Origin of the sequence: Caballeronia grimmiae (assembly GCF_000698555.1) — a bacterium.
In the GTDB taxonomy this organism is placed as follows: Bacteria; Pseudomonadota; Gammaproteobacteria; order Burkholderiales; family Burkholderiaceae; genus Caballeronia; species Caballeronia grimmiae.
In genome coordinates this window covers 1-24011 of sequence record NZ_JFHE01000051.1, presented here as the reverse complement: position 1 = coordinate 24011, position 24011 = coordinate 1, and the positions used below count along the sequence as shown (strand labels likewise).

Genomic DNA, 24011 nt, shown 5'->3' with positions numbered 1-24011 from the left:
TTAGCTGATGACAAGTAAGAAAGAGGAGGCGGCTCGACTCGCCGCTGCGGCATTGGATCCGGCGATCATGTCACGCCCGGAACGTAGAACGCCGCGAATTGCGATGAACAGAGTCACGGATTTCACAGGCGAACTTGAAAAGGTTGAACGCGACCTGAATGAGGCGCGAAGGAGACTCGCGCTGCATGATGGGGCGCGCCCGACGCGGAAACTCTCACCGGAATTAGTCAAAGCTTCGAAGTTTGCAAATCGGATCGAGCGATCGTTTGAAGGACCGTCATTTGAAGCGTTTAAACAAGAGATCTTGAGCGCGGGCGGGAACGTGCAGCCGATCAAAGTGAGACGAATCGGCCCTGAGAACTACGAAGTTGTATTCGGGCACAGACGACATCGAGCGTGCTTGGAACTTGGGCTGCAGGTCCTAGCAATGATTCAAGAGGACATGTCCGACAAGGATCTCTTCGAAGAGATGAGTAGGGAAAACGAACAGCGAAAAGACCTGTCCGCGTATGAGCTTGCCATGCATTACAGACGAGGGATTGATCTCAAGCTCTATCGAAATTGGTCCGAGATTGCAGCCGTGCTCGGGAAAACCAAGAGTCTGATGAGTCGGTACAGCGCACTTGCTGGTCTGCCCGACACTGTGGTTAATGCCTTTCGATCGCCAAGCGATATCCAACCGAAGTGGGCAGAAAAACTCAGGCAAGTCATCGATGTTGATTCCGCCGCGGTGATGAGTGCAGCAAAAGCCGTTGCGGGGAAGTCCCTTTCACCCAAACGAGTATATGAGGCGCTCATCAATCGCTCGGCGCCGGAGTTCACCCGGGTGAACTTTTCGTTCGGGACATGGCATGAGACTGAAAAGAAGGCGACGATCGACATCGATAAAACGACGTTAGGCCCGGAGAAGCTAGAATCGCTTCGACTTTTCCTGGCGTCGTTGCAGCCGGAAAGTTCACCCGGGTGAACTCAGTTGTGCGAGACCTGCAACAAGTTTGATGGTTTGTTCGCAGATTCTCGTCGCTGCGGACATGACAACTGCGCGTGACCGTCGCGGGGCAGACCGCTTTAAACCCTGATGTGCTAGATGCCATGCCCGTGCTCCGCTCGGCGATACCGCGCGGAGCGGGTTGATGCCACAGATGACCGCGTCAATGACGCTCGCCCGAATCGCACTCAAAGTGCAACCACCAGTCTCCGTCGTTCAGTTGCTGCTGTCCTTCGTTATCGCCAATTCTTACAGATGGGCTCACATTGCTTCCGGTCTCGTCGCTCATAGCGCCGCGACATCGCCTCTGTGCTGGATCGGTCGCGTTGCTCGGCACTTTCCGTCTGCTATCGGATACTGACGGTGCGCTCCCACGGCCGGCAGCGTCGGCGCGACATGCGTCGACGAAGTCACCGGCCCGCCACCATTGGGCTCGAGCTTGATCCACCGCGGCAGCGTGCTGCGGTTATCGCGTTTCATGAAATTGTTGCGCCTCGCAACGGTGTGTGGTCCATCGACGACTCGATTGCGGCGATCGGGCAAGCCTCTCCTGGCTGGACTATACGCAGGCGAGGCGGCCCGAGGACGAAGCCAATTTGTACTACTCCGAGCGCGTATCAGGCGTCTTTGCCAAAGGTCTACGCGCAGCAACGGCTGGAGACCTGGGATCTGGAACGCCTTCGCAAGTCGGTACCATCGAGCAAACTGACGGTGCGCGAAGAGGAATAAGCGCGGCCGGAGCAGGCGCCGAATATTTATTGCGACGCGTCGCCTGGAGCCAAGTTAAGACGCCAGAGAGCAGGCTTTGCTTCGCCGGCATTTAAGGCACGTACGGAGCGTCTGAACGGCTCAAAGCAAAGCCGGGCACCGTCACTGGCGCTCCTCCGAACGCCTTGTGCTCTAACGATTGCTCGACAGCGTTCGATCATTGCAGTCCAGGCCTCTCTTGAAAAACCATCTTTCTCCGCGTGCCGCATCGCGCCCTGCGCGCGAGCGTCATGAGGCGATCTTCCTGAGCGTGAGCAGATGCGCCGCGCCGATATTGCTATGGCCAGCATGCGTTGTGCATAGGCTAACGTGCGTCGCTTTGCTCGGCGGCTTGCCGATGTCCTGCGACTAGACGCCAATACGCGTCGGACCCACGCCCAAGTCCTGATCACAGTGGGTTGACCGGTTGACCGCCCTCGACGACGCGCAGTCGCGCAATGTCGAGGGCACCGTAGGCGGCGACGGAATGGTTCGGCCAGCGTCCTTCAGGCTGGAGACAACAATAGGGTGCTCTGTCGTCTTGTGTCATGGTTGCGCTTCTGCGGAACGGGCCCGCTTCGTCTTCGTGACTGTCACTAAACCAGCAAAAAGATGCGGACAAAGGCGCCCGACGGATCCATCCGGCTGGGCTCCGACTCCTTCAGGCCTCTGCGGGTTAGCTGGTGGAGTCGCCAGGGTCGCGGCTCGTCTGGTCCCGACCGCCTGAGGCTTTAGCCGACGGAAGAATCCCCGAGCGATACCCGACAGGTCAAGCCTGATAACGTCTATTATCGGGATGGCGTTTCAGGGGTAGAATTGGAGAATTCACATTTACAACAGAGGGGAGGGCGCCGTGGCACAAGGCTTTCCGCCAAACGGCGCCGAGCCGGCCGATCCGAACAAAAGATCGGACGACCCGTCGAACGACGCATTCAATGCGTCTCGGCGGTGGCCCGCTGAGACGCCCACGGCCGCCGTCGCGCAGGTGGTGCTCGCGGTGGATGAAGCGATCACCGTCAAACGCCGGGCCGCCGCCGCATGGCTGACGGCGCACGGCGATGCGGTGCCGCTGCTGCCGGTCAGGCCGTCACGGCTCGAGCTCGCGGTCGTGATTGCGCTGGCCGAAACCTACGGGGTGGCGCTGAGTTCGGCGCTACGCTTCCTGCCCGTGCTCGACTTCATCGCCGACTATGGCGCGATCAAGCTTGTGCAGCGGGTCATGTATGGCGCGCGCCCGACGACGGATTTTGATGTGACCGCGTACGCCGCGGAAAACGCGCGCCTGGCCGAACTGCTGCGCGAGGCCCGCACCGCGTTCGAGTTTTTGTGCGCGAGCTGGCCCGAGGCGTTCATGGCGCAGGCGAGCGACGCGCTTGCGCAACTCGGGCTGCCTACACTGCGCGTGCCAATGCCACCGTCGATCGATCACGTCAGAGGCAGCGGCGATCCAGACGAGGGGCCGGGCGATGCGTCGGGTGATGCGCCAGACAAGGAGGGCGACGATGCCTAAGCGCACGGCCTCGTCCCCGCAAAAGCTCACCCCAAAATCGACGCGCCCCCCGGAAAAGCTCACCAAGCCTCTCACCCTTGAGCGGCGCTATACGAGCAAGGACTTCACCGCGCTGCGCGCGTACGTGCAGCGCATCCCGCCCGCGGTGATCGCGCGCACCTACTACGACCCGGACGAGGATCCGCACGCCGCGACCCCCGGCGCGATGGAGCGGCATCTCACCGCGATGCTCGACGCGCTGGTGGCGCTCGCGCTCGCGCATGGCTCGACGGCACTCGCCGAGCACCTGCGCGCGTCGATTCGGCAGCATGGGCGACCGGTGCTCACGGCGGTGACGTTCCGCATGGTGACCGAGGCGGCGCAGCTGGCCGCGCTGCCGCCGCGGGCCGATCATCCGATTGGCGCCTGGCTGCGGCCGCGCGTGGCGCGGCGGCTGAAAGGTGAGGGCATCCAAACGCTCGGTGAGCTGGTGGCGTTCTGCAACCGGCGCGGCGGCAGCTGGTGGCGCTCGATCCCGCGCATCGGACCGGGCCGCGCGCGCGCCATTGTGAGCTGGCTGCGCAGGCAGCAGGCATCCCTGCAACTAACGATCGAAGCCGACGTCGACTCGGAGGAACGGGAGGGCGTCCCGCTGATCGCGGCTAAATTGGTCGAAGTGGTGCCGGCCGCCAAGGTGACGGGAAGCGGCCTGAGCAGCGGCGGCCCGGGCGACGATTCAAGCTCGACAAGTCGGCTCACCGAGCGACTGACCTTGGCGCCGCTCGAGCGTCTCGCCGTGCCGCACGCGCTGTCGGGTGCTAACGGCGAAAACCGCGCGACGGCCTTCTGTTATATCCAGGCGAACCACGATCTCGAGGCGGTGCGCGCGTATCTGAACCGTTTTCGCGATCAGCCCAAAACGCTGCGCGCGTACACCAAGGAGCTCGAGCGGTTTCTGTTGTGGGCGGTGGTGCTGCGCGGCAAGGCGTTGAGCGATCTGCGCGTCGACGACTGCGAGGCTTACAAGGACTTTCTGAAAGCGCCGGACCCGCGTTTCGTGGGCGAGCGCTTCCCGCGGCACTCGCCGCGCTGGCGACCGTTCGCCTCGCCCAACTCGTCTGCCGCGGCCGCCAGTCAGAAGGCGTCACTGTCTGCGACGCTTTCACCCGAATCGCAGCGGTACACCGTTCGGGTACTGCGTACCGCATTCACCTGGTGGGTCGATGTGCGGTATCTCGCCGGCAATCCGTGGAAGGCCGTCAACGATCCGGTGGTGGTCAAGCGGGAACGCGCGATGAAGGTCGAACGCGCGTTGCCTGCCGACCTGTGGCGGAAGCTGCGCGACGAACTCGATGCACGGTCGGCCGAAGCGGGAAGCACACACGGCCGGGCGTCAGGGTCTAGCGTTCAGTGGCGCGCCGTGCGTGCAGCGATGCTGTTGATGGGAGATTCCGGTCTGCGACGCGAAGAAGCCGCGAGCGCCCGGCGCGAAGATTTGCGCCCTTCATCGTACGGAACGTTTGAACGACCGGTCTGGGAGCTGACCATCGTCGGCAAGGGGCAGCGCGAACGCACGGTGCCGGTGAGCGCCGCGACGCTGAACGCGCTGCGCGCGCATTGGCGTGATCGGGCTCAAGATTTCGACGGCGCGACCGAAGGAGACAAACAGCGCGGACCGCTACTGAGCCCCATTGTCATTCCGTGGACCGACGCGTCACGCCGGCGACATCGAGCGGGGCCGAGTGCGGAAAGCGGGGAGGGGCAGTTTGCGACTGGAGCGGGCTACACCGCCGACGGACTGAACCGACTGATTAGTCGGATGGTCACCGAACTGGTCGAGACGATGGATGGGTTGAGCCTCGATGAACGCGTGAGACTCGGGCAGTCGAATGCGCATGCATTTCGTCATACGTTCGGCACCCAATCCGTCGCGGATGAGGTCCCGGTGGACGTCGTGCAGAAGGTGCTGGGGCATGCGTCGTTGCAAACGACGACCATCTACGTCCAGGCCGAAAAGCAGCGCGTGGTCGAAGAGGTGGCGCGCTACTATGCCGGCGTCGCCACGCATAAGACGGGGTAATGACCAAGTTGCTGGTTGAGGGTTCGTCTTCTCATCTAGAGGGAACGGGTCAGATGAGCCCCGTGACCGAGGTCGCAACGAGCTCGTGCAGCTGAAACAACGAAAGAAGCTCGCACTGGCTTTCAGCATACGAAAAGTGAGCGATAATTCGGGAACTTTTCTCGCGCTGGTCGAGCAAAAAGTACTGATCTTCCTCCTTTACCCGGCTCAATTTTCAGTCGGCGCGATCCCTACAAGTGGCTCAATTTTCGGTCGGCGTAAACACGGTTAATCGGCCGCATGACGGAAAAGCTCGTCGAACGACGGGCAAATTAAGCCTGGACGAGCGCACGCAGCTCGGCCGCGTGAATGCGCACGCCTTCCGCCATACCTTTGGCACGCAGTCGGTTGCGGACGACGTCCCGATGGACGTTGTGCCGAAAGTACTTGGCCACGTGTCGCTACAGACTACGACGATCTATGTCCAAGCTGAGAAGCAGCGCGTACTCGAAGAAGGCACGGGCTACTACGCGCGGCTCGCGAAGCAGGCCATCACCCGCTAAACTTCCCATTGCTTCGATGTCGTAGTTACGGCAGGTTCAACAGGACCTACCCCAAGTCACCAGCGACTGGGAGTGAGCTATCCCTATTTAGTATCGCTTAGGTAGCGTCCTGATTGCATGGTTCTTCTTTATGAGTCGGCGATGACTGGTCAGTAGACGTCGAATCTGTCTAGTCCCTCATGTCATGAATGACTAGTCATAACCTCTTCCGGAAAGGCGCAAATCCCCGTACATTCACGTCGTGATGAATTGCTGGAAAAATCAATGGCGACCGCGACAACGTCCGCGAAGGTAGTCTCCCTGCACACTGTGTCGGCTGACAAAGCATCCGACAAGAAATGGGGCAAGCCCGTGATGAAGCTCGGCTTCTGTGTCGTGCCGTCCGTGCTCTTGCGTGCTCAACAACGGCTTGGGTTGAATCCGACTCAACTTGCCGTGCTGCTTCAGTTGGCGGACTACTGGTGGGAGCCGGACCGAAAACCGTACCCCAGCAAGCAGGCACTGAGTGAACGCCTCGGCCTCAGTCCGCGACAGATTCAACGATACATTGCTGAGCTGGAAGAAGGAGGCCTGGTTAGGCGCGTCGAACGGCATGCAACCAATGGCGGCAAGCTGAGCAACGAGTACGACCTTTCCGGATTGGTGGAGCGTTTGAAGAAGATCGCGCCGGAGATCGAGGCGGCGAACGAGATGAAAAGAGCAGTGACGCGGCGGGGCGGAATCAAGAAGGCCGCGGTGTCTCCCGCATGAGGCTCGCATCTGCAGATCGGGGAGTAGAAAAGAAAACGGCCCACCGAAGTGGGCCGCCTTTATCGCTTGTCTCTAGGGGGAGGCTTTCGCCAACAAGACCCAGAGCTAATGAGCAGCATCATACCCATTATTAACGGTTTCGTCAACAGATGTCACTTGCCCTAACTCAAGCCGAGCTGGATGCCATCAGCTTAGCGTTGTCGCCAGCGCGGCTCGGAACCTATATTCAAGCGGCCGCCAACGCCGGAAACAATGACGCGCTTCACCCGATCAAGCTTTACGGATGGAATGCGCAGTTGTCGGGGGCATTTTTGACTCCGCTACAAATCTGCGAAGTCACCGTCCGAAACGGAATTTGCGACGGCATCGAGCGGCGCTATGGGGCTGACTGGCCGTGGGTCGCTGGATTCGAAAGAACATTGCCGGCCCCACGCTATGGCTTCAACCCTCAACGGGAACTGATCGACACGCGAAGGAAGTTTGCTCAGGGCGAAACGGGCAAGGTCATCGCCGAACTGAAGATGGCTTTTTGGTCGCAAATGCTGACCCAAAGACACGATGGTCGATTGTGGACACCGTTTCTGCGCGCAGTTTTTCCGAACTTGCCGGATGCTCACACGGTCGCGCAATGCCGCACGTTGATGGGAATCGAGCTTGAAAAGTTGCGCAAGCTACGGAATCGCATCGCCCATCACGAACCGATCATCTCCTACAACCTACTGGATTTCTATGCCTCGATTCGAAGCCTTGTTTCCTGGCGGTGCAAAACGACTGCCGGCTGGATGGACAGCATCGAAACCATCACGGCGGTCGTGAAGCAGAAGCCATAGTGGCGGCGCAAGATCGCCGTCAGTCGATATTCTTCTCGGCTTCGCCGCGCGTAGCGTCTTCGGCAATTTTGCTGATTGCACCGATTCGTTCAGCAAGTGTTGGCTGACCTGAGGGCATGGGCTGCGGGAACAGCGTGAAAAAGCCTCGTGCATGCCCCATTGCCATCAAGACGCGAGTGAGGGTTTCAATACTTCCAATGCCGCTTAATTCGAACCGTTTATAGGTGCGTAGCGCAATGCCCGCTTTTTCCGCAAAAGCGGGCTGGGAATATCCCCCTCGAATTCGCTCTCGACGGACCCGCATAGCCAAGTATCCAGCAATGTCCCTTTCGGTTGCGGAGCGGAGGAAATCGAGTTCTTGTTCTGGCGTCATGGCTCGTGCCAAATATGGCACTGTCTGTTGATAACTTGTACCGCGAGCTGACTCGATCTGGCACAATAAATCGTCAGAATAAAAAATGGTCTCGGAAAGAAGTACCCCCCGAGACCCTTTTTCCACTATACTTTGTATTCAGGCGACGACCAAACACAAGATATTGTGGTTCCGCTAAAAAAGAGAAACGGCCGGGGTGGTGCCCGGCCGCGTGCGACAAGGGATTAGTGGTGTCCTCCCGCCGGCTTACTTTGCTTCACAAGAGCAGCCAGTGTATCACTTGGTCTCCGACCATAGCTGGCGTGTGGGTTTTTCCAAACTGCTACTTGACCTAGGTTCGGCACGTCTGCCGAAGGGTTCCTGTCGTGCCGAGCTGTTGAGATAGGAGCAGTTGATGGCGAGAGTCTGCCATTTTCCGAAGCCTGTCCATGTCCGTGCATATGTACGCTTCCGTCGGGGTCGTCTCGAAACGGTTTGTGAACATTGCCGGTCGTGGCCGTCCGTTTAACAACGGAGTTGTATAGCGAGCCGGGGTCGCAATGAGCCCCGGCTTCCTTACGTTGCGAACTAGGAAGCGAAAACCCATGGCCGCAAAAACGACGTACAAGTGTGTAGCGAGGGAGATGTCTGGTGGCAGTAGCCACGAGCACATTGCCTATCTATGGTGGATCAAAATCGTCGACGGAAAGGTCGTTGGCGAGCCCACGCGTTCATCCCGTGAGCAGATTGTGGCTTTCATCGAAAGCTACAATCAAGATCGGGTTTGGTGCCCAGATTCAAACCCCGGACGCACGGGAGCTTGGGTGCGTGTGCATAGCAACGGCCGTATTAAATATGTCCAGACCGTTGCAGATGGTCGTAAGTCGGACAATCTTCTTTCGCTGCCGTTGCGATAGAGTGCCCGGTGTGATTAGAGCCCATCCTGCCACCTGTAAAGCGCAATAGGTGGCAGGGTGATACGCCGCGACACGTCATTCGCTATGCCAATTCTGGGAAACTTCCTTTCGAGGTCCGCAGACGCAGTCTCTTAAGAATTGGGGTGTGATCGAGCTTGCTGATCGAACTATCAAGCATATGCAAATCGACATTGATCAACTTTGCCGTACAGTCAGAACGCCAAGCGAAACTCCAAAACTTGCCTGGCTACGTCGAGAAGGTCAACCCCGCGCACATCGGGCTCGGGCGCGTTGTCTGGCCGTATGGCTTCGGATCGGAAACGCATTGTGCCTTGACGAATTGTGGAACGCCGCACAAAAGAACGGAACGTGTAGTACGTGCCGCATACCAAGAAGCGGAAAATTGGGTTCGCCGGGTCGCCGCATTTGCAAAAGCTTGCCCAGAGGCGGAAAGGGAACTTCGGCGTCGAATCAGCAGCGGCGCCCAATATGGCAGTTGTTTACGTAGTCGAACGCTCAGAATCAGAAGTCCGCGATCTCTTAGCGTCTGGATTGGCAAGCAACCGTGCTGCCGCGCGCTACAAGGAAGTTGAGAAAGGCGTTATCCGCGGCTCGGCTGCGCTATCGCTTTCGGAGCGACGGATCTCCTCACTCTGGCGTCGGGCAGATGCTTTGCTCGCTGCTGATCCGCAAGCCGTCGATATCGCAGGGCTGCAGAACTATTCAACGAATCGGTCCATTTGCCAGAGGACGCGCGGAAAGTCCACGAAGAGTGCGATGCAGCACGCGTGTTCTTTACTCAGGCCAACTTCGCGATGTTGGCGATGCTGCCGATGTCACGATCGGCAAGGAGCGTACTAAGTGCCCTCACGTTAGACAAACTCGAAACCCTATAGTGCAAATGGCCGCGCGCCAGGACTCTTCGGACGCAGCAGGAGATCGGCCGCTTAGCAAAAAACAGCGCGATCATCATCGGAAGACGGAGGCGATCCAGCGTGCGGCGCAACGGATCATCAAACGATAGTGCAACGAATTCGGTTTCTGAACAAAGGTTTGTATTGTGCGCGTTAATGCGATGGAGTCCACTCGCCCGAGTCCCCGGGATGGACGGGCGAAAGACGCGGTGTTCGCGCTGAACGTATCGGGCAAGCTTGTGCATGTTTCAGAGGTTCCCCGCGGTAAAGCATGTGCGTGCTGCTGCGTTGCCTGCGGCTCACGTGTGATTGCCAAGAAGGGAACCCAAACCGCGTGGCACTTTGCGCACCTATCCACAGCGGATTGCCAGCACGCAGCGGAGACGGCACTGCATAAGGCCGTGAAACAAGTAATCCTCGAAGGCGATGTAGTTCGCATACCTGATCTCGCTGTGGAGGCGCGGGTAAGCATTGGCTCTCATGTTGGGCATGCAAACCGCTGCTTGAAAGGGCGCGCAGTCTCTTATGTTGAGCCGCGGCTCGAAGTCCGTTTGGGGGAGATCGTGGCCGACGCCGTCGTGACAACGCATGACCGACAGTTAATCATCGAAGTCGCGGTCGAGCATCTTGTGGACGATGAATAGCTTCGAAAACTTGCTCGCATGCAGATACCCGCGATCGAACTGGATGCCTGGAGGTTGGATCGCTCAGTGGACTGGGCCAAAATACGATCCTTTATCAGTGAGTCTGTCGAAGGACGGAAGTGGCTGTTCAATCCCCGAGCCGGGCAACTCGAGAAGGAAGCGCAGGCAGAAGCTCAAGCTCGAGCTCAGTCTCTGGCTGACGCGCATGCCCAGGCTGCCAAGCGATACCCGGCGAGCCAAGGCATGTCTCGATTTCAGACAACGTCTGGTAGCTTTGTCGTTCGCGGGGACGATACCGTGCTGACGGGCGATTGGCAAACTGAAGCGACGTCAAAGTTGAAACGGCTGTGGCACAGGTATCGGGCTGACCGGCTCCTCACCGTGACTCCTTCCTTTGCAGCAGCGAATATGATATTGCGCTGGGAAGAGAAGGGTGCGCATGAAGGAGATGTGGAATCTCATTTTGAGAGTCTGTTAGCAGTGCTCGCGGCCACTGCGCACATTACGTATCGAGATGAGAACGGCCTTATCGCCGAGCGCCGGCCGTGACTAGCTAAGGCCGAGAGTTGGCCAGCCGCTTACCTGCGTAGCACACCCGCGCGCTGTAGTAGGCGTTTAGCTTGATGACCGCACGTCGCCCGTTTGTACTTCGAAATAATTCTGAAAATTCGATGTCAGCGTCTAGAATGAGATCAAGAGTAACTATCGACGCGTCGTGCGGGCACCTGACCGCGCTGTTGACAGTGCCTGCGTGGGCATCAGATGAAGCTGGGGGCTGCCATGCGCAAGCTCGTGCCTGTAATCGAAACCGCATTCGTGTACGCCGTTGCGATCCTTCTCCTAGGCTGCGGCGGCGGTGGCGACGATACGCCTGCGAACGCCTCGGGATTCGGCGTATCGCGAACCATCGAGAACAGCAGTGGCGGCGTCCTGACCGTTGTCGATATCAGGAGCCCAATATACGGCGCAAGAGTCGATATTCCGCCTAAAGCCTTATCCGACGACGCGGAGACGATCACCTTATCTTATAAGGAAGTGCCCTCCGACCGAGATTTAACCGCACAAAATGATAGTGGCCTAGCTTTTTCTTCAAAGATATTAATCCTCTCCCGCTCGGCGAAACGATCTGATGCAGTTTTTTTGAGGCCGGTGCTGGTAACAATCCCGTACGATCAAACCAAGGGCGACGTTGCATTGCCTGTATTTATAGATGAAGAGAGCGGCCACTATGAGCCTTTGGAGGTGCTCTCAGATTCAGATGGCCTTATCTCGTTCCCTATCGCCCACTTCAGCGCCGCTGCTGTAGTATCTGGAAGTTCATCGAGCATCAAGGCCACCCCCCATCGCGCAGTTGGTTTTAATCCAGCAACGCACGGCTTTTTTATCCGTAATTTTACAACACGGTTTCAAAATCAGTCGAGTCCGATTGATTATACTTTTATGGATGGGGTCTGTTTCGGAATGAGCGCGGTTGCCAAATGGTTTTTCGATAACGCAATAACATCACCGCCCCTGTTTGTCCGCTATCAAGAACGTGTCGCGACAGCGGGGGGGGATGACATCATTGGGAGAGACCTAGCAGCGTCGATGCATTTCAACCTGGCTGCTCATGGAGACGGGCAAGCAAGTCTCCCGGCCGATACACTGCTGTCCACCTACCCGAATACTTATTACGCTCAGCGGATCCCGTTTGCTCCAACGCCTGCCGAAAAGAGAGCGGCGTTGCATAAATTTCTGGCTGCCATGAGCTTCGGGCGTCCTCAAATGCTGAACTTTGTCGTCGACCGTCCGACAGCAGAAGGGAAGCAATGGGAAGGACACACGGTCCTTGTATTTAGCACCAAGTGTGGTCCGTCCGTCTGCAGCCTGTTCGCCTACGATCCAAATTCGCCAGGCCAAACACTGGAGGTAGCAATCGCGCAGAGTGACCTCCACGTTACATACTCTGGTGTGCGTCCTGCGCAGGACTACGGCCAAATTTTTCAACTCGGATCCGACGCGTCTTTCTTTAGAAAAGCAAGCTTTCGTCGATCGTTCGACGCGGCGGAGCTCGGCCAGAACAGTGCCTATGACATTATGCGAATAACGCCGCTTCCATCGAGAAAGCTGGTTGAAGGGACAAAAAACGAACATTACGTCGTATTCGCGGATATTATTCATCGTCCGATCCTCCACGTCCGCACGGATATTCGAGTCGCGCCCGCCGACAAGAAAGTCGCTGACACATTTAACGTCTACATCGACGGGGTATTCCGTTTTCCAGAGACGTTAGTTAAACCGATAACAGAGATCGATCTCAATAAATCATCGATAGATCTTTCTGGCGAGCATCAAGTATCGCTTGTACTCGCTCAGGGGATCGCCGGGCAAAACGAAAACCCGAAGTTTGAAGCGTTCTCGGGCTTCTATGCGGCGCGAATACGGTCGTACGCAGGAACATATACCGGCACTTTTCAGGGTGGAGACGCTGGCGCAGTAACCGTAGTAATCAATGAGGAGGGGGGTATGACGGGAAGCGGGAGTGGGACCGAAGACGATTTTTTTATAAAAGACGGCCAGGTGCAGCCTGATGGGAGCGTTGACTTCGGACTTACTTCTTCGGGTGCTCGGTTCAGTGGACAAATCGACATTGAACCCAAACAGTGGTCCCTCTCCGGGAGTTGGTTAAATGTAGGTGATGAGCAATCGGGTAAGTTTTCCTTAACAAAAATTTATTGAACAAGCATGGATCGATAGAGCACCTACTGTGGACTTCTTGACAGTCGTTGGTTCAGGCGTAAGCATTCGATAATTGCCGAAGTTGCGCTTTTTTATATCTGGTCCTTGAGCTATAGTGGGAAAACCGCATAACTACCACACGTCGTGGGATATGTCCACTAGAAGACAATTCGCATCGTTCATGGGTATCGTCTCGCTGACGGCCTTACTGAGCACGTCATGCTATGCGGAATACCCTATCCATCGAAGACCTCTAATCAGTGGTAACGCCACGGGGCCGCAGCTTGTTGAGGGAAAAGATTGCGGTAGCGGTCGACGGGAAGTCGCAGTGGTTGGGTTTGCAAACTACCCGCGACAGGTCGGTATATGCTTTCTGGAACTTGGAGTTTCTGGGAGTGTTCCAACCCGCAAGCTTGTGTTCCACTCGCTTCCCCAGAACATCAACAACTCAATCATCATTGGCTGTTTCTCGTCAAGTACAGCGAAACCTGCGATTGTTTGGACTGACGCTGATCTCGATGGCTATGAGCCTCCAGATCTTATTCGAAGTTCGAACACGGCACTCGTGCTCCAGCCTATCGACGGCACGTCGAATTTTGTGTTGGAGAATCTTCACGCAAACAAAGACATTGCGGCAATAGTCTCACTAGGCAATACGCGGGAAGAAAAAGTATTGAAGCCACAACAGACTGAGGTCGTGACTGCCGTCGTGCAATCGCGATATCTTCAGCCCTATACCCGTCCGGGTCCTAGTGTCGATTGTAAATAGGTCCAGTATGCTCCGAAAAACGATTGTCTCGCTCAGCGCATGTCTGTACGTCGGTTGCGCAGTTCAGGCGACAAATTCCGCTAACGGCCCAGGTTCGACTTCGGGGCGCGGTTCAATCGTTGAAACGAAAGTATGTCCAAGCTACGCGCCGTATCGTTGCGCGGGGAGGTATGGTGACAACTGCTACGGAACTTCTCAGCGGTGCTATCAAGGCCTAGTTTGTAACAGTACTATGGAACAGGTGTGCGAGTCCGGCGGAACGGCCTATTGCTTTGATCCGGTTCGCGACCGGTGTTATTAAGATGCCGACCCGTCCTGAGAAGCCCTTTACATAATGAACAAGCGGCTTATAGACTCGACAACCAGCAATGAGAAAGGGGCCGTGGGCCTAATCCCGTTCATTACGCTGGATGGTTTCGGGATAGCGCACACTTCGAGTCCTGCGCAAGTACGGCACGTCGTGAGCTCCACGGAATAGATTTAGTTGAGCGATGACCCGAACGGTATGCGGGAAAACCAATGGACCTACGCCACAACGCGGCTCCGTTTGCAAGCATTTCTTTCTCGTGTCGCTGATCCGGAAGTCCTGAAGGAGTATCCGAACGGACGCCGAAAAGTATTCGTATTGGCATCGCCTCGCGTCGCTCCCAAGCAGGTTTACTCAATGCCTTGAAACGCCTTAAAGCCTTCGCGAAGTAGCCGGGGACTACTTACGTTAGATAGCCGCCCATCGCGTCGCCTCGAACCAGCGCAGGGTGCTGTGGTACGGCATGTAGTCCGGAGAGCGCACTGAAAAGCGCCTTTGGCCAACAACAGTACCGGCCTTCGGTCGTTTGGCTAAACCGAGGGACCCAGGCGCAGGTCCAACTGAACGTCGGGAGCCAGCGCCGACAGTATGAACTCGTTCAGGAAGCAAAGCGCAGTGGCTTTCGCGACGTTGAAGTTATCGATGATGATCTAGGGCGCTCGGCAAGCGGCACGGTTGCGAGGCCGGGCTTCGATCGCCTGGTCGCATTGTTGTGCGCAGACGATGTCGGTGCGGTGCTTTGCCTGGATGCCCCACGCCTTGCCCGTAACGGGCGTGACTGGCATCATCTGCGCGAGCTCTGTGGTCTCGTTGAAGCGAGAGTAATCGATCTCGACGGTGTGTACGATCCCTGTCGAGCAAATGACCGGCTGCTACTTGGCATGAGGGGCAGAATCAGCGAGTTCGAACTCAACGTGCTTCGAACGCGCATGCTTGACGCCGAACGCGAGAAGGCACAGCGTGGCGAGTTGCGTATCAGCGTGCCGGTCGGCTATGTCTGGCATCGTGACGTTGGTCTGGGTTTCGATCCAGATGCGCGGTTATCCGAGTACGACGGCTTGCAATCTCTGCAAGTTGTCGTAGCAACGTGGCTATCTCGATCAGGGGTCGTCCGCTCATTCTTGGCTTCCTCAACGGCGTCCAGCGTCGCCCGCAAGGAAATATGCTCCCCAAAAATAGGGGTGCTGATATAGCGCTCCGTACTTCCCCGCAAGCATGTCCCGCTGAACCCGAGCAAGTGCGTCCGCTTTTGTCAGCGAACTATCTTGTGCATAAGACGTGAAGAGCCCAACGGTTAGCTGCTTGGCGGATTCTGATTCGACGGGCCATTGTGTAACCAGTAGACTTCGCGCGCCCGCGGCAAAGAATCCGCGAATCAGCGCTGCAATTGAATCACCAGCAGCACCTGTCACGAAGCCTGTATTGCACGCGGATAGCACGACCCAGTCAGCGTTTAGGCGCAGAGGGATAATATCGTCGATGGTCAACACTGAGTCCGCGAGTCCGCGTCCCTCGTAAGCAAGCGCTAGCCCAGCTTTGCGAAGCCCGGGAATCTCGCCTGCGACGACGCCGTGCGTCGCAAAAAGCACGACGCGGTCGTCCGACAGGTCACGGTTCAATACTTCACTTCTTGTAGCGTAGGTCCCAGTCACGATGCTCGCAGCGGGCGCAGCCAATACACTCGCTATGGCCTGTGCTTCTTCGAGCGTCTCGGGCAAGGGCGTGACCATCCGATAGTCGAACGAAGCAAGCGTCGTGTCACTGCGCAATGGGCGAGCGCGGCTCGAAGACGTACCGGCAGAGACAACCGACCCTTCGCCATTGAAGCTCGGCGCAGCAAAGGCAATGAGCGGTGCATTCGCCGGACGGCCTTTTTGCGCGCGTTCGAGCACGAGCGCCGAAGCGCTGGGAATTCGGACCGGAGTGACTACACCGATCCACCAATCCGCATTGTTCAGGGCTGCAGCCGGCCGCGAAGTAAGCACGTTGAAGGGCAGACTTGCAACGACGCCACTCGCCGACAGATACACCGTGCGGGCGTCGCCCAGCGCGGGCTGTATGGGGGCGATCAAATAATTGAAAAGACTCGCCGATGCCTTGACATCGAATCCCGCCAGTTCTCCCGCCTTGCGCGGCGGGGCGCCCGCGTCAAAGCTGCTACGCAACGCTAGAGTGAGTTCGGTGAGCCGAGCGCGCGTCACATCAAGCCGAACGGCATGCAGGCGTCCGTCTGCTTTGACGACGAATGCATAGCTGGCCGTCCTTCCCGCGTAGAGGCTTACGTAGGCTTCATTTGGTTGGAGCGACGCACCGAGCTTTTCTGGTGAAGGAATGACGGGGGCGCGCAGTTCTCGATAGCCGGGGAATGCTTTGGCGATTTCGCGCCGCAACGCGGTCACTCTGGCGGTCTGCTCCTTAAGGGCTCTGCTTCTTTCCTCAACTTGTTTCGTCTGGCGCTTGATGATCTCTGGGTCGGCGTCTGCATTTGCTGAGACGCGATCCAGTTTATTCGCGGCAGCGGAGAACAGATTCCGGCTCGTGCGTTCTTCGTAACGCAGCGTCTGCTCTTGCTCGATAAGCCCGCGCAACGCCGGATCGATCGCCGCCAGCCGCGCCGCGCCATCTAACATTGCCCCCTGCGTTGCATTCGTTTGCAACAGTTCAGAGATTTGAAACGCGAGAGCGATATCACTGTCTGCCCGTCCCGGGCGCATCAGCCAATCCATCGCCGCAACAAGCGCTCCGTCTTCTACATAGACGCCCCTGGTCGCAGAGTCGGACCATTCGTCCTGGCTTCCCATCAGCGGGCGCACGTACCGTTCGATGGTACTTCTCGTGATGCGCGCTTGCGGATCGTTCAATCGGTAAAGCATCTGCATCGCCTGACGATACTTCACGTACGGACTTTCCGGCCCCTCGCTGCGCATACGCCTGTCGATTGCGGCTTGAATGCGAGCGTCGGCATCAGCCCATTTGCCGCGCGCTGCGAGAGTTAGCGATTCAAGTTCTTCGTTGGACGCGCTTCCGACGAGAACAGGATTAACGGCCCGCGCGCGATCAAGCGCATCGGCATCTGCGCCGAAGGAGCGAATCGTGCCAAGCGCGAGCGCAATCATGAGCTTGAAGCGCAAAGCTTCTCCATAGCGGGTATCGTGCTCAGGGATTCCCGCTTGGCGATAGAGGGCCATGCTCTGGCTGATTGCATCCAGTGCGGCTTCGTAGTCGTCGAACGAGCAGAGCGCGAGCGCACGAGCCAACTGCACCTCTGCCCGCTGTTCCGTCGTCGGCTTCAGGTCAGGTCGATGATCGATATACCAATTGATCTCATTGACGTAGCTCAATGCCTCGTCGCGGCGGTTGTTCTGAAGCAGAACGCGTGTCAGGTCAGACGTGCTCTTTAACAGTTCGTTAGCTGCAGCACGCCGCCGCTTCTCACTCAGGTTCGAATCGTTCAGATTGCGCCAGGCAAGATCCGCATGCTCCCGGTAGCGGGCCAACGCGACATCATGACGAAAATCGAACCGGCGCGCCACTTCCGCTTGGGCTTCCAAATGTGCATAAGCGGGCTCGCGAGACAGTTGTTCCAGCTCCGCATTGCTCGTTTGCTGCGCGAGCGCCTTGGCTCGAACGATCATGCGGTCACTCGCAACATGCTGATTCAACAGGGCCAGCGACAGGGCCAGTTGCGCCGCGACGAGCGATCGCTTGCCTGGCGAGATCGCTTCATCATCGACTAACTGCGTTCGTACGCGCAGACTCTCGTTAACTTGGCCTGCACGATAGTACGACCTCGACAATTGAGTGAGTAACCGAAACCGCTCGTCGCCATTTGCGGTCTGAGCAAGTTGACTTTCAATGTCCTGCGGGCGCGCCTCTGCGGGCGCTGGCGCAGAAGACGCGGGGGCGCTCGTCGGGGCGGGCGCGTAAGCGTCAGGGGCTTCAATGTCCACCGTCTGACCGAACGCGCTACCGCAGGTCAGAGACAAAGCCAACGCGCTCGCGAGCGCCACTTCGATCGTAAGGGAGATCATGATGCACCTGGCACTCTCTGACTAAAAGCCGTGCGAAACACGCGTCTGCCGGATCTGCGGAGAAAACGGCGCACATAATCCGGTGGCTTAGTGCGCCGTAGCAATAAGACGAGTCGGCATACGTCTAATGCAATCGTCGACAGAAGGCAGGGATAAAAAGGCGCGGACGCACACCGTCAAGAAGCTGGGACGAAAAAAAAGCTCGCCGGCAGCTCCTCCATTACTGCAGCCGTGCAATCGCGCAGCAGGCGGGATTCCGCCACTTTTTCCGGGCTCGCGAGGTCCGCATTGCGCTGACGCTCGATCGCCCTGATGAACTCGGCCTTAAGCTTGGCGTCGTAAATTCCTCGCTGTTCGATTTTTTGACGGATTGCATCGAGGTCGTATTCAAGCATCTGATAGGCCGAGATCGCGCTCTCATAGTCTTTGATCCGCTTTGTGATGTGTAAAGCCGGCCTGACCGTGGCGACGAGCGCGGCAACAACGCCTAGGCACTGCCATACAACCCGTCCGTACTCGGTTTCCCAGAACCAAAGTCCGGCGACCGCAGAAGTCGGTGCGGCGATGAGGAGAATGATGTCGAGCGCGCGGTCCATCCGCTCAAGCCGATGCAACCGTCTACAGTAATATTTGACGTTGAGACGCGCAGTGCGAAATTTGTCATACACGGCCCAAACCGGATGCTCGTCGCGATTCATGGCCTCACCTCAAATTCGTTGCGGGGCAAGACAATGATAGTAGACAACTTGACAACTCACGCGCGAACTGTCGCTATTGGCTGCCTGTTGGCTGTTGCGACCTTAGAAGTTGCGGTACCCGCCGAAGCGCCGCAACGCAATTCAGCAACCGTTGAGAATCGGAGCGGCCCGGCGGCTCCTGCTGCGCCCGACCACTCAGCCTCGGAGCCGTCTCGCACACGTAGGCTCACGCCCGGCGACCCCGCGGCTCATATAGAACCGACTCACCCATGGCCGCGCGCAGAACCGCAAAGCGAAGGCAAGTGACGATCAATCGCGCGGGCGGAATCTGTGTCGTCGTTCTCCCGTGCGCAGGGATGCAATATGCACGACATTAGGGCTCACGAGTAACATGATGTTGAGTGGAAGCTACGGATGGTCCGCCGTCGCTTTCGGATCAGCTCCAGCATGCATTCCAAGCTAAAGGTCACTGGGCACGAGGCAATAACCGTTGCGCCATCAGCAAGAGACGTCAGACCGACCGCATGTCGAACGACAGATGCGGGTTCCGACTTGCCAGCCATCTAAGCCGGCAACGCTACGTGCTAGCAGAAGTTCTTGCTGACCGTCGTCAAACCACCAAGCAAATGCGACATATCGACGAGTCGTTGCGCCACCAGGTGACGGACTTCCCCTTCGCATTGCCAGGTGCCGTAGACGGCGAGCAAGGCCGCGCCCAACGCTTCACGCCGCTGTTTCTCAAGCAAGGACGGCCATACGATGACGTTGACGTTCCCCGTTTCGTCTTCGAGCGTCACGAACATGACGCCTTTGGCGGTGCCGGGTCGCTGCCGTACGGTCACCAGCCCACAGCCTCGCGCGAGACGGCCGTTTCGATAGGTCCGCAAGGTCGAAGCGGGCACGAGCCGTTGTTCAAGCAGCGCCGGCCGTAAGAGCGAGAGCGGATGGCGTCCGAGCGTCAATCCCGCAGTGTTATAGTCGCTCACGATCTCCTGCGCTTCCGACGGTGCACCGAGCGTCGGCGTCTCATCGTCGATCCGTGTATCGGCCAGGATGTCGCGGTCGGGCACCGCGGCCGCAGACTGCCACAGCGCTTCACGACGGTTTCCCGCCAGTGACCGGAGAGCGTTCGCTGCCGCGAGCACGTGCAGGTCGCGGCGATCCAGCTGCGCGCGGCGCGCCAAGTCGCTCACGCTTTCGAACGGCTTGACCGCGCGCGCCGTTTCGATCCGCTCCGCCGCGCTCTCGCGCATGCCTTTGAGCAACGAAAGGCCGAGCCGAACGAGTGGCTTGTCGGGCTTCTCGTTGCCGGGCCGCTTTTCCAGCACCGAATCCCATCCGCTGATGGTCACGTCGATTGGCGCGATTTGAACGCCATGACGCCGCGCGTCTTGCACAAGCTGAGAGGGCGAGTAGAAGCCCATCGGCTGCGAGTTGAGCATGGCGGCCAGAAACGCGGCGGGCTCGTGACACTTGAGCCAACTGCTCGCATAGACGAGCAGCGCAAAGCTCGCCGCATGACTCTCCGGAAAGCCATACTCGCCGAATCCCTTGATTTGCTCAAAGATGGCTTCCGCGAACGCCTTGTCGTAGCCACGTGCCTGCATGCCTCCGACGATGCGATCGTAGTATTGCTGCAGACCGCCCTTGCGCTTCCATGCCGCCATCGCGCGCCGTAGCTGATCGGCTTCGCCCGGTGTGAAGCCTGCGGCGAGAATCGCCACCTGCATGACCTGCTCCTGGAAAATCGGCACGCCGAGCGTGCGGCCCAGCGCGATTTCCAATTCCTTACTGGGATAACTGACCGGTTCGAGCTTCTGGCGCCGCCGCAAGTAGGGGTGGACGGCACCACCTTGGATCGGTCCGGGCCGCACGATCGCGACTTCGATCACGAGATCGTAAAACGCTCTGGGCTGCATACGCGGCAGCATGCTCATCTGCGCGCGCGACTCGATCTGGAAGACGCCGACCGTGTCGGCGCGGGAGATCATCTCGTAGGTGGTCGCATCTTCCGCCGGAATGTCCTGCATTTCGAAGCGCTCCCCACGTTGCTCGGAGACGATATCTAGCGTGCGTCGAATCGCAGACAACATGCCGAGCGCCAGCACGTCGATTTTGAGTAGTCCAAGCGCTTCGAGGTCGTCCTTGTCCCACTGGATCGCGCTGCGGTCGGGCATCGCCGCATTCTCCACCGGCACCAGCCGCGTGAGCTTGCCGCGGCTAATCACAAAGCCGCCCGAGTGCTGCGACAGATGTCGAGGGAAATTCAGGATCTGCGCCGCCAGATTCGCCCACATGGTAATCAGAGGATTGGCAGGATCGAGGCCCGACTCTTCAAAACGACGCAGCAGGTCCTGCGAGTGGTCGAACCACTGATGGCTTTTCGCGACCTTGTCGACGATCTGGGGATCGATGCCGAGCGCCTTGCCGGTTTCTCGAAGTGCGCCGCGCGGTCGGTAGGTCGATACTGCGGCTGCAATTGCCGCTCGGTCCCGTCCATACTTTCGGTAGATGTACTGGATGACCTCTTCGCGCCGTTGGTGCTCGAAGTCGACATCGATGTCGGGCGGCTCACCGCGCTCCTTGCTGATGAAGCGCTCGAACAGCATGTTGCCGCGCGAGGGATCGACTTCGGTGACGCCCAGGCAATAGCACACCGCGCTGTTCGCAGCCGACCCCCGGCCCTGACAGAGGATGTGCTGACTGCGCGCGAAGCGCACGATGTCATAGACGGTCAGAAAGTACGCTTCGTATCGGAGTTCCCGAATGAGCTGCAGCTCGTGCTCGATTTGTTGCTGCACATGGTGGGGAACGCCGGCTGGGAAGCGTCGGTGCGCGCCGATATACGTCTCTTGTCGGAGATACGCTTCATGCGTGTAGCCTTCGGGGACCAGTTCGTCGGGATACTCGTAGCGCAGTTCATTCAGCGAGAAGGTGCAGCGCGCCAGCACCCTCAACGTTTCGGCAAGCGCATGCGGTGGATACAGGTTGGCGAGCCGCAAGCGGGAACGCAAATGCTGCTCGGCATTGGGCGCCAGCTCATAGCCACATTCGGCCACGGGTTTGCCGACGCGGATCGCGGTCATGGTGTCTTGCAGGGGCTTGCGCGAGCGCACATGCATCACGACGTTGCCGGTTGCCACAACCGGGATTCCGGCTCGCAACGCGACCTGTTCGACGATGCCTCGATGAATGTCGTCCATCGCGCGCTGATGCAACGTGAGCCCGACCCAGGCACGCGCCGGGAAAGTGTGGCGCAGCCAGTCGACCTGTGCAGTCAGCGTCTCTTCAGTCGCCGGAAAGTCTGGCACCAGGATCGCGAGGCAGTTTTGCACGCCCTTCAAATGCGCGTACTCGGGTTCCGGCCGCGCGAGATCGTCGGGCGTGAGCAGGTAGCTGCCCTTGGTCGCCCGCATTCGCGCCAGCGTGATGAGCTCGCACACGTTGCCGTAACCTTCCCGGTTCTGGGCAAGCAAGATCAGGCCAAACGCGGGGCCAGAAGTGGGACCAAGAGCAGGGCGGTTGTTGGGACCGCGATCCGCACCCTGACGGGCATGGACCAGACGAAAGTACGAGCCGATGACGAGCGGCAGCTTTTCTTCCTTGGCCTGAACATGCGCGCGCACGACGCCCGCGACCGAACACTCGTCGGTGATGGCCAGTCCCGCGTACCCCAGTTGTGCCGCCCGCAGCACCAGCTCTTCACCGTGCGACGCACCGTGCAGGAACGTAAAGTTACTGAACGCGAAAAGCTCAGCGTAGTCCGGCAGGGCCGATGAGGGAAACTCCACAATGCCACCTGCTTGTTCGCTTAGCCAAACAGGCCGTGGAGGAACCAGCGCGTCTCCTCGGTCTTGACGCTCGGCCGTTCCCGATAGATCCAGTAGCAGCTCTTGTCGTCGGCTTCCGCAACAAAGTAATCGCGCGTCACCAGCGCCCCGTCATGCCATCCGGCCTCAATGCGTTCGCCGGTTGAGACGAGCTTGAGCGGCGAACCATAGAACGGACGATGGTTCTTGACCATCAACCGCAACGGCACATGCAGCAGCCAGGTGGGCCGCGGCAGATCATCAGGCGCGAGGAGCGCGGAGGGCGTGAGGGTGGTTTTGGGGCTGCCTTGCACGGGCACCCACTGATTCGCGTGCTCCGGGCGATGATCGGGCGCGGGCGCGGGCCGCAGCACATTTTCCGGCCCGAGACGCGCAGCCAGTAGCTCCAGCAGCCGGTTATGGTCTTGCTCGGATCCACCGGGCTCGGGGAACAGCGAATCGCTGGGCGGCTCAGCCGCTCGTACTTCGGACGCCGTCAGCCGCACGGCGATGACCGCGGCGTCGAGTTCGGTACGTCCAAGTCGCTCCTTCAAGAGACGTATCATGTGCTCTTCATGCCAGGTCGGTTCAGCGAGCGCGATCTCAATGAGCGTCGGCTCGATGGCCTGGCGTCCGCGCTCGTGCTCGAGTGTGATCGTGGCATGCGTGAGCGCCAGTTGCTGGGCGGTGAGCCACCCGCAGAGCTGCACGACGAGTCGCCGCGCGGAAAACAGGATGGCTTCGGCATGCTCGACGCGATCAGGCAGCTCCACGCGTGCGCTGAAGGTCGGCGACAGCTCCAGCCATTCGTGCAGTTCAGGCGCCAGGCCATAGGCCCGGTCCAGGGAATCGAGTAGGTCCACGCCACACCTCTTTTTCAAACCTGCGCGCGGCAGGCGTTGGATATCACCCAGAACGCGGCAGCCCAGTCCGTTTAACCAGTCGGCGAACGGGCGCAGCTCTGGGACGATCATGAAGGGCAAGGCACCTAAGTGGCGTTCAAGCGACCGCATCTTGAGCACCCGCTGGCGACCCGGCTTGGCGAGGAGCCAGGCGCCGCGCCCGGTGGGCGCGACGCTCATGCGCGCGGTGACGCCGATGGTCGCGACGACGCTTCTGATGTCCTTGCACACGCGCAGGATGCCGCCGAAGAGTCGCAAGCTCGCGGTGACATCCACAATGATGGTTTCCTCTTCACACACCGTCACCTGGGGCGAAAAACGCAGTAGCGCGATCGCCACCTCGCGCTGCATCTCGTGTTCTCGCTCCGGGCTGCGATCGAACATCAACGCCTCCGACGCGAGCGTCGTGACCCCACCGCGTTTCATGCCAACCCGCACACCCGCGTCTCTTGCCCCTGCATCGAGCACAATGACCTTGTCGCGCTCGAGCACCACGCAGCCGTGCTCAGACGGAGGCGACCACC

The 24011-nt window shown here is 58.8% G+C and carries 16 protein-coding genes; 11 read left to right on the top strand and 5 right to left on the bottom strand.

Annotated elements, in window-relative coordinates; translation table 11 throughout:
• Nucleotides 1–7 precede the first annotated feature (7 nt).
• The 6 genes from BG57_RS27865 (at nt 8) to BG57_RS27840 (ending at nt 7426) form a co-directional block, all read left to right on the top strand.
• Complete coding sequence (locus BG57_RS27865) at nt 8–967, top strand: ParB/RepB/Spo0J family partition protein (RefSeq protein ID WP_052006045.1); 960 nt, start codon at nt 8–10, stop codon at nt 965–967.
• Nucleotides 968–2588: 1621 nt separating this feature from the next.
• Complete coding sequence (locus BG57_RS33985) at nt 2589–3245, top strand: hypothetical protein (RefSeq protein ID WP_229754109.1); 657 nt, start codon at nt 2589–2591, stop codon at nt 3243–3245.
• Entirely contained in the window at nt 3238–5304 is a 2067-nt protein-coding gene (locus BG57_RS27855) for a site-specific integrase (protein ID WP_035970131.1), read from the top strand. Before BG57_RS33985 ends, BG57_RS27855 begins: the two co-directional genes overlap by 8 nt.
• A 236-nt stretch (nt 5305–5540) precedes the next feature.
• Nucleotides 5541–5846 carry a tyrosine-type recombinase/integrase gene (locus BG57_RS32330; protein ID WP_081851014.1) on the top strand — a complete coding sequence of 102 codons (306 nt, stop codon included), beginning with the start codon at nt 5541–5543 and terminating at the stop codon, nt 5844–5846.
• Nucleotides 5847–6110: 264 nt separating this feature from the next.
• Nucleotides 6111–6596, top strand: coding sequence for a helix-turn-helix domain-containing protein (locus BG57_RS27845; RefSeq protein WP_035970129.1), 486 nt, complete (start codon nt 6111–6113; stop codon nt 6594–6596).
• A 149-nt stretch (nt 6597–6745) separates the two neighbouring features.
• Entirely contained in the window at nt 6746–7426 is a 681-nt protein-coding gene (locus BG57_RS27840) for a hypothetical protein (RefSeq protein WP_035970128.1), read from the top strand.
• 19 nt (nt 7427–7445) lie between these two features.
• On the opposite strand, the gene BG57_RS27835 is transcribed toward BG57_RS27840, so the two are convergent.
• Nucleotides 7446–7799: a helix-turn-helix domain-containing protein gene (locus tag BG57_RS27835; protein ID WP_035970127.1), complete on the bottom strand. Its 354-nt coding sequence runs from the start codon at nt 7797–7799 to the stop codon at nt 7446–7448.
• A 539-nt stretch (nt 7800–8338) separates the two neighbouring features.
• Between BG57_RS27835 and BG57_RS32010 the strand changes: the two genes are divergently transcribed.
• The 5 genes from BG57_RS32010 to BG57_RS32000 all read left to right on the top strand — a co-directional run bounded on the left by BG57_RS32010 (nt 8339) and on the right by BG57_RS32000 (nt 15240).
• The gene (locus BG57_RS32010) at nt 8339–8695 is read left to right on the top strand and encodes a DUF3892 domain-containing protein (RefSeq protein WP_308743704.1); all 357 of its coding nucleotides are present in this window, start codon (nt 8339–8341) and stop codon (nt 8693–8695) included.
• Between the two features lie 1075 nt (nt 8696–9770).
• The gene (locus tag BG57_RS34380) at nt 9771–10253 is read left to right on the top strand and encodes a competence protein CoiA family protein (protein WP_152562724.1); all 483 of its coding nucleotides are present in this window, start codon (nt 9771–9773) and stop codon (nt 10251–10253) included.
• A gap of 18 nt (nt 10254–10271) precedes the next feature.
• Entirely contained in the window at nt 10272–10802 is a 531-nt protein-coding gene (locus tag BG57_RS27825) for a hypothetical protein (protein ID WP_035970124.1), read from the top strand.
• Nucleotides 10803–11033: 231 nt separating this feature from the next.
• A complete protein-coding gene (locus BG57_RS27820) occupies nt 11034–12971 on the top strand; it encodes a hypothetical protein (RefSeq protein ID WP_152562723.1) in 1938 nt (645 codons plus the stop codon).
• A gap of 1498 nt (nt 12972–14469) precedes the next feature.
• On the top strand, nt 14470–15240 hold the full coding sequence (locus BG57_RS32000; RefSeq protein ID WP_308743705.1) for a recombinase family protein: 771 nt from the start codon (nt 14470–14472) through the stop codon (nt 15238–15240).
• On the opposite strand, the gene BG57_RS27815 is transcribed toward BG57_RS32000, so the two are convergent.
• From BG57_RS27815 to BG57_RS27800, 4 genes are all read right to left on the bottom strand, one after another.
• A complete protein-coding gene (locus BG57_RS27815) occupies nt 15178–18078 on the bottom strand; it encodes a CHAT domain-containing protein (RefSeq protein WP_035970122.1) in 2901 nt (966 codons plus the stop codon). The genes BG57_RS32000 and BG57_RS27815 overlap by 63 nt on opposite strands.
• A gap of 176 nt (nt 18079–18254) precedes the next feature.
• Nucleotides 18255–18776 carry a hypothetical protein gene (locus BG57_RS27810; RefSeq protein ID WP_035970120.1) on the bottom strand — a complete coding sequence of 174 codons (522 nt, stop codon included), beginning with the start codon at nt 18774–18776 and terminating at the stop codon, nt 18255–18257.
• 584 nt (nt 18777–19360) lie between these two features.
• Entirely contained in the window at nt 19361–22567 is a 3207-nt protein-coding gene (locus BG57_RS27805) for an error-prone DNA polymerase (protein WP_035970119.1), read from the bottom strand.
• Nucleotides 22568–22587: 20 nt separating this feature from the next.
• Nucleotides 22588–24011, bottom strand: a 1424-nt coding sequence (locus BG57_RS27800; RefSeq protein WP_420912093.1) for a Y-family DNA polymerase, incomplete at its 5' end; no start/stop codon positions are given.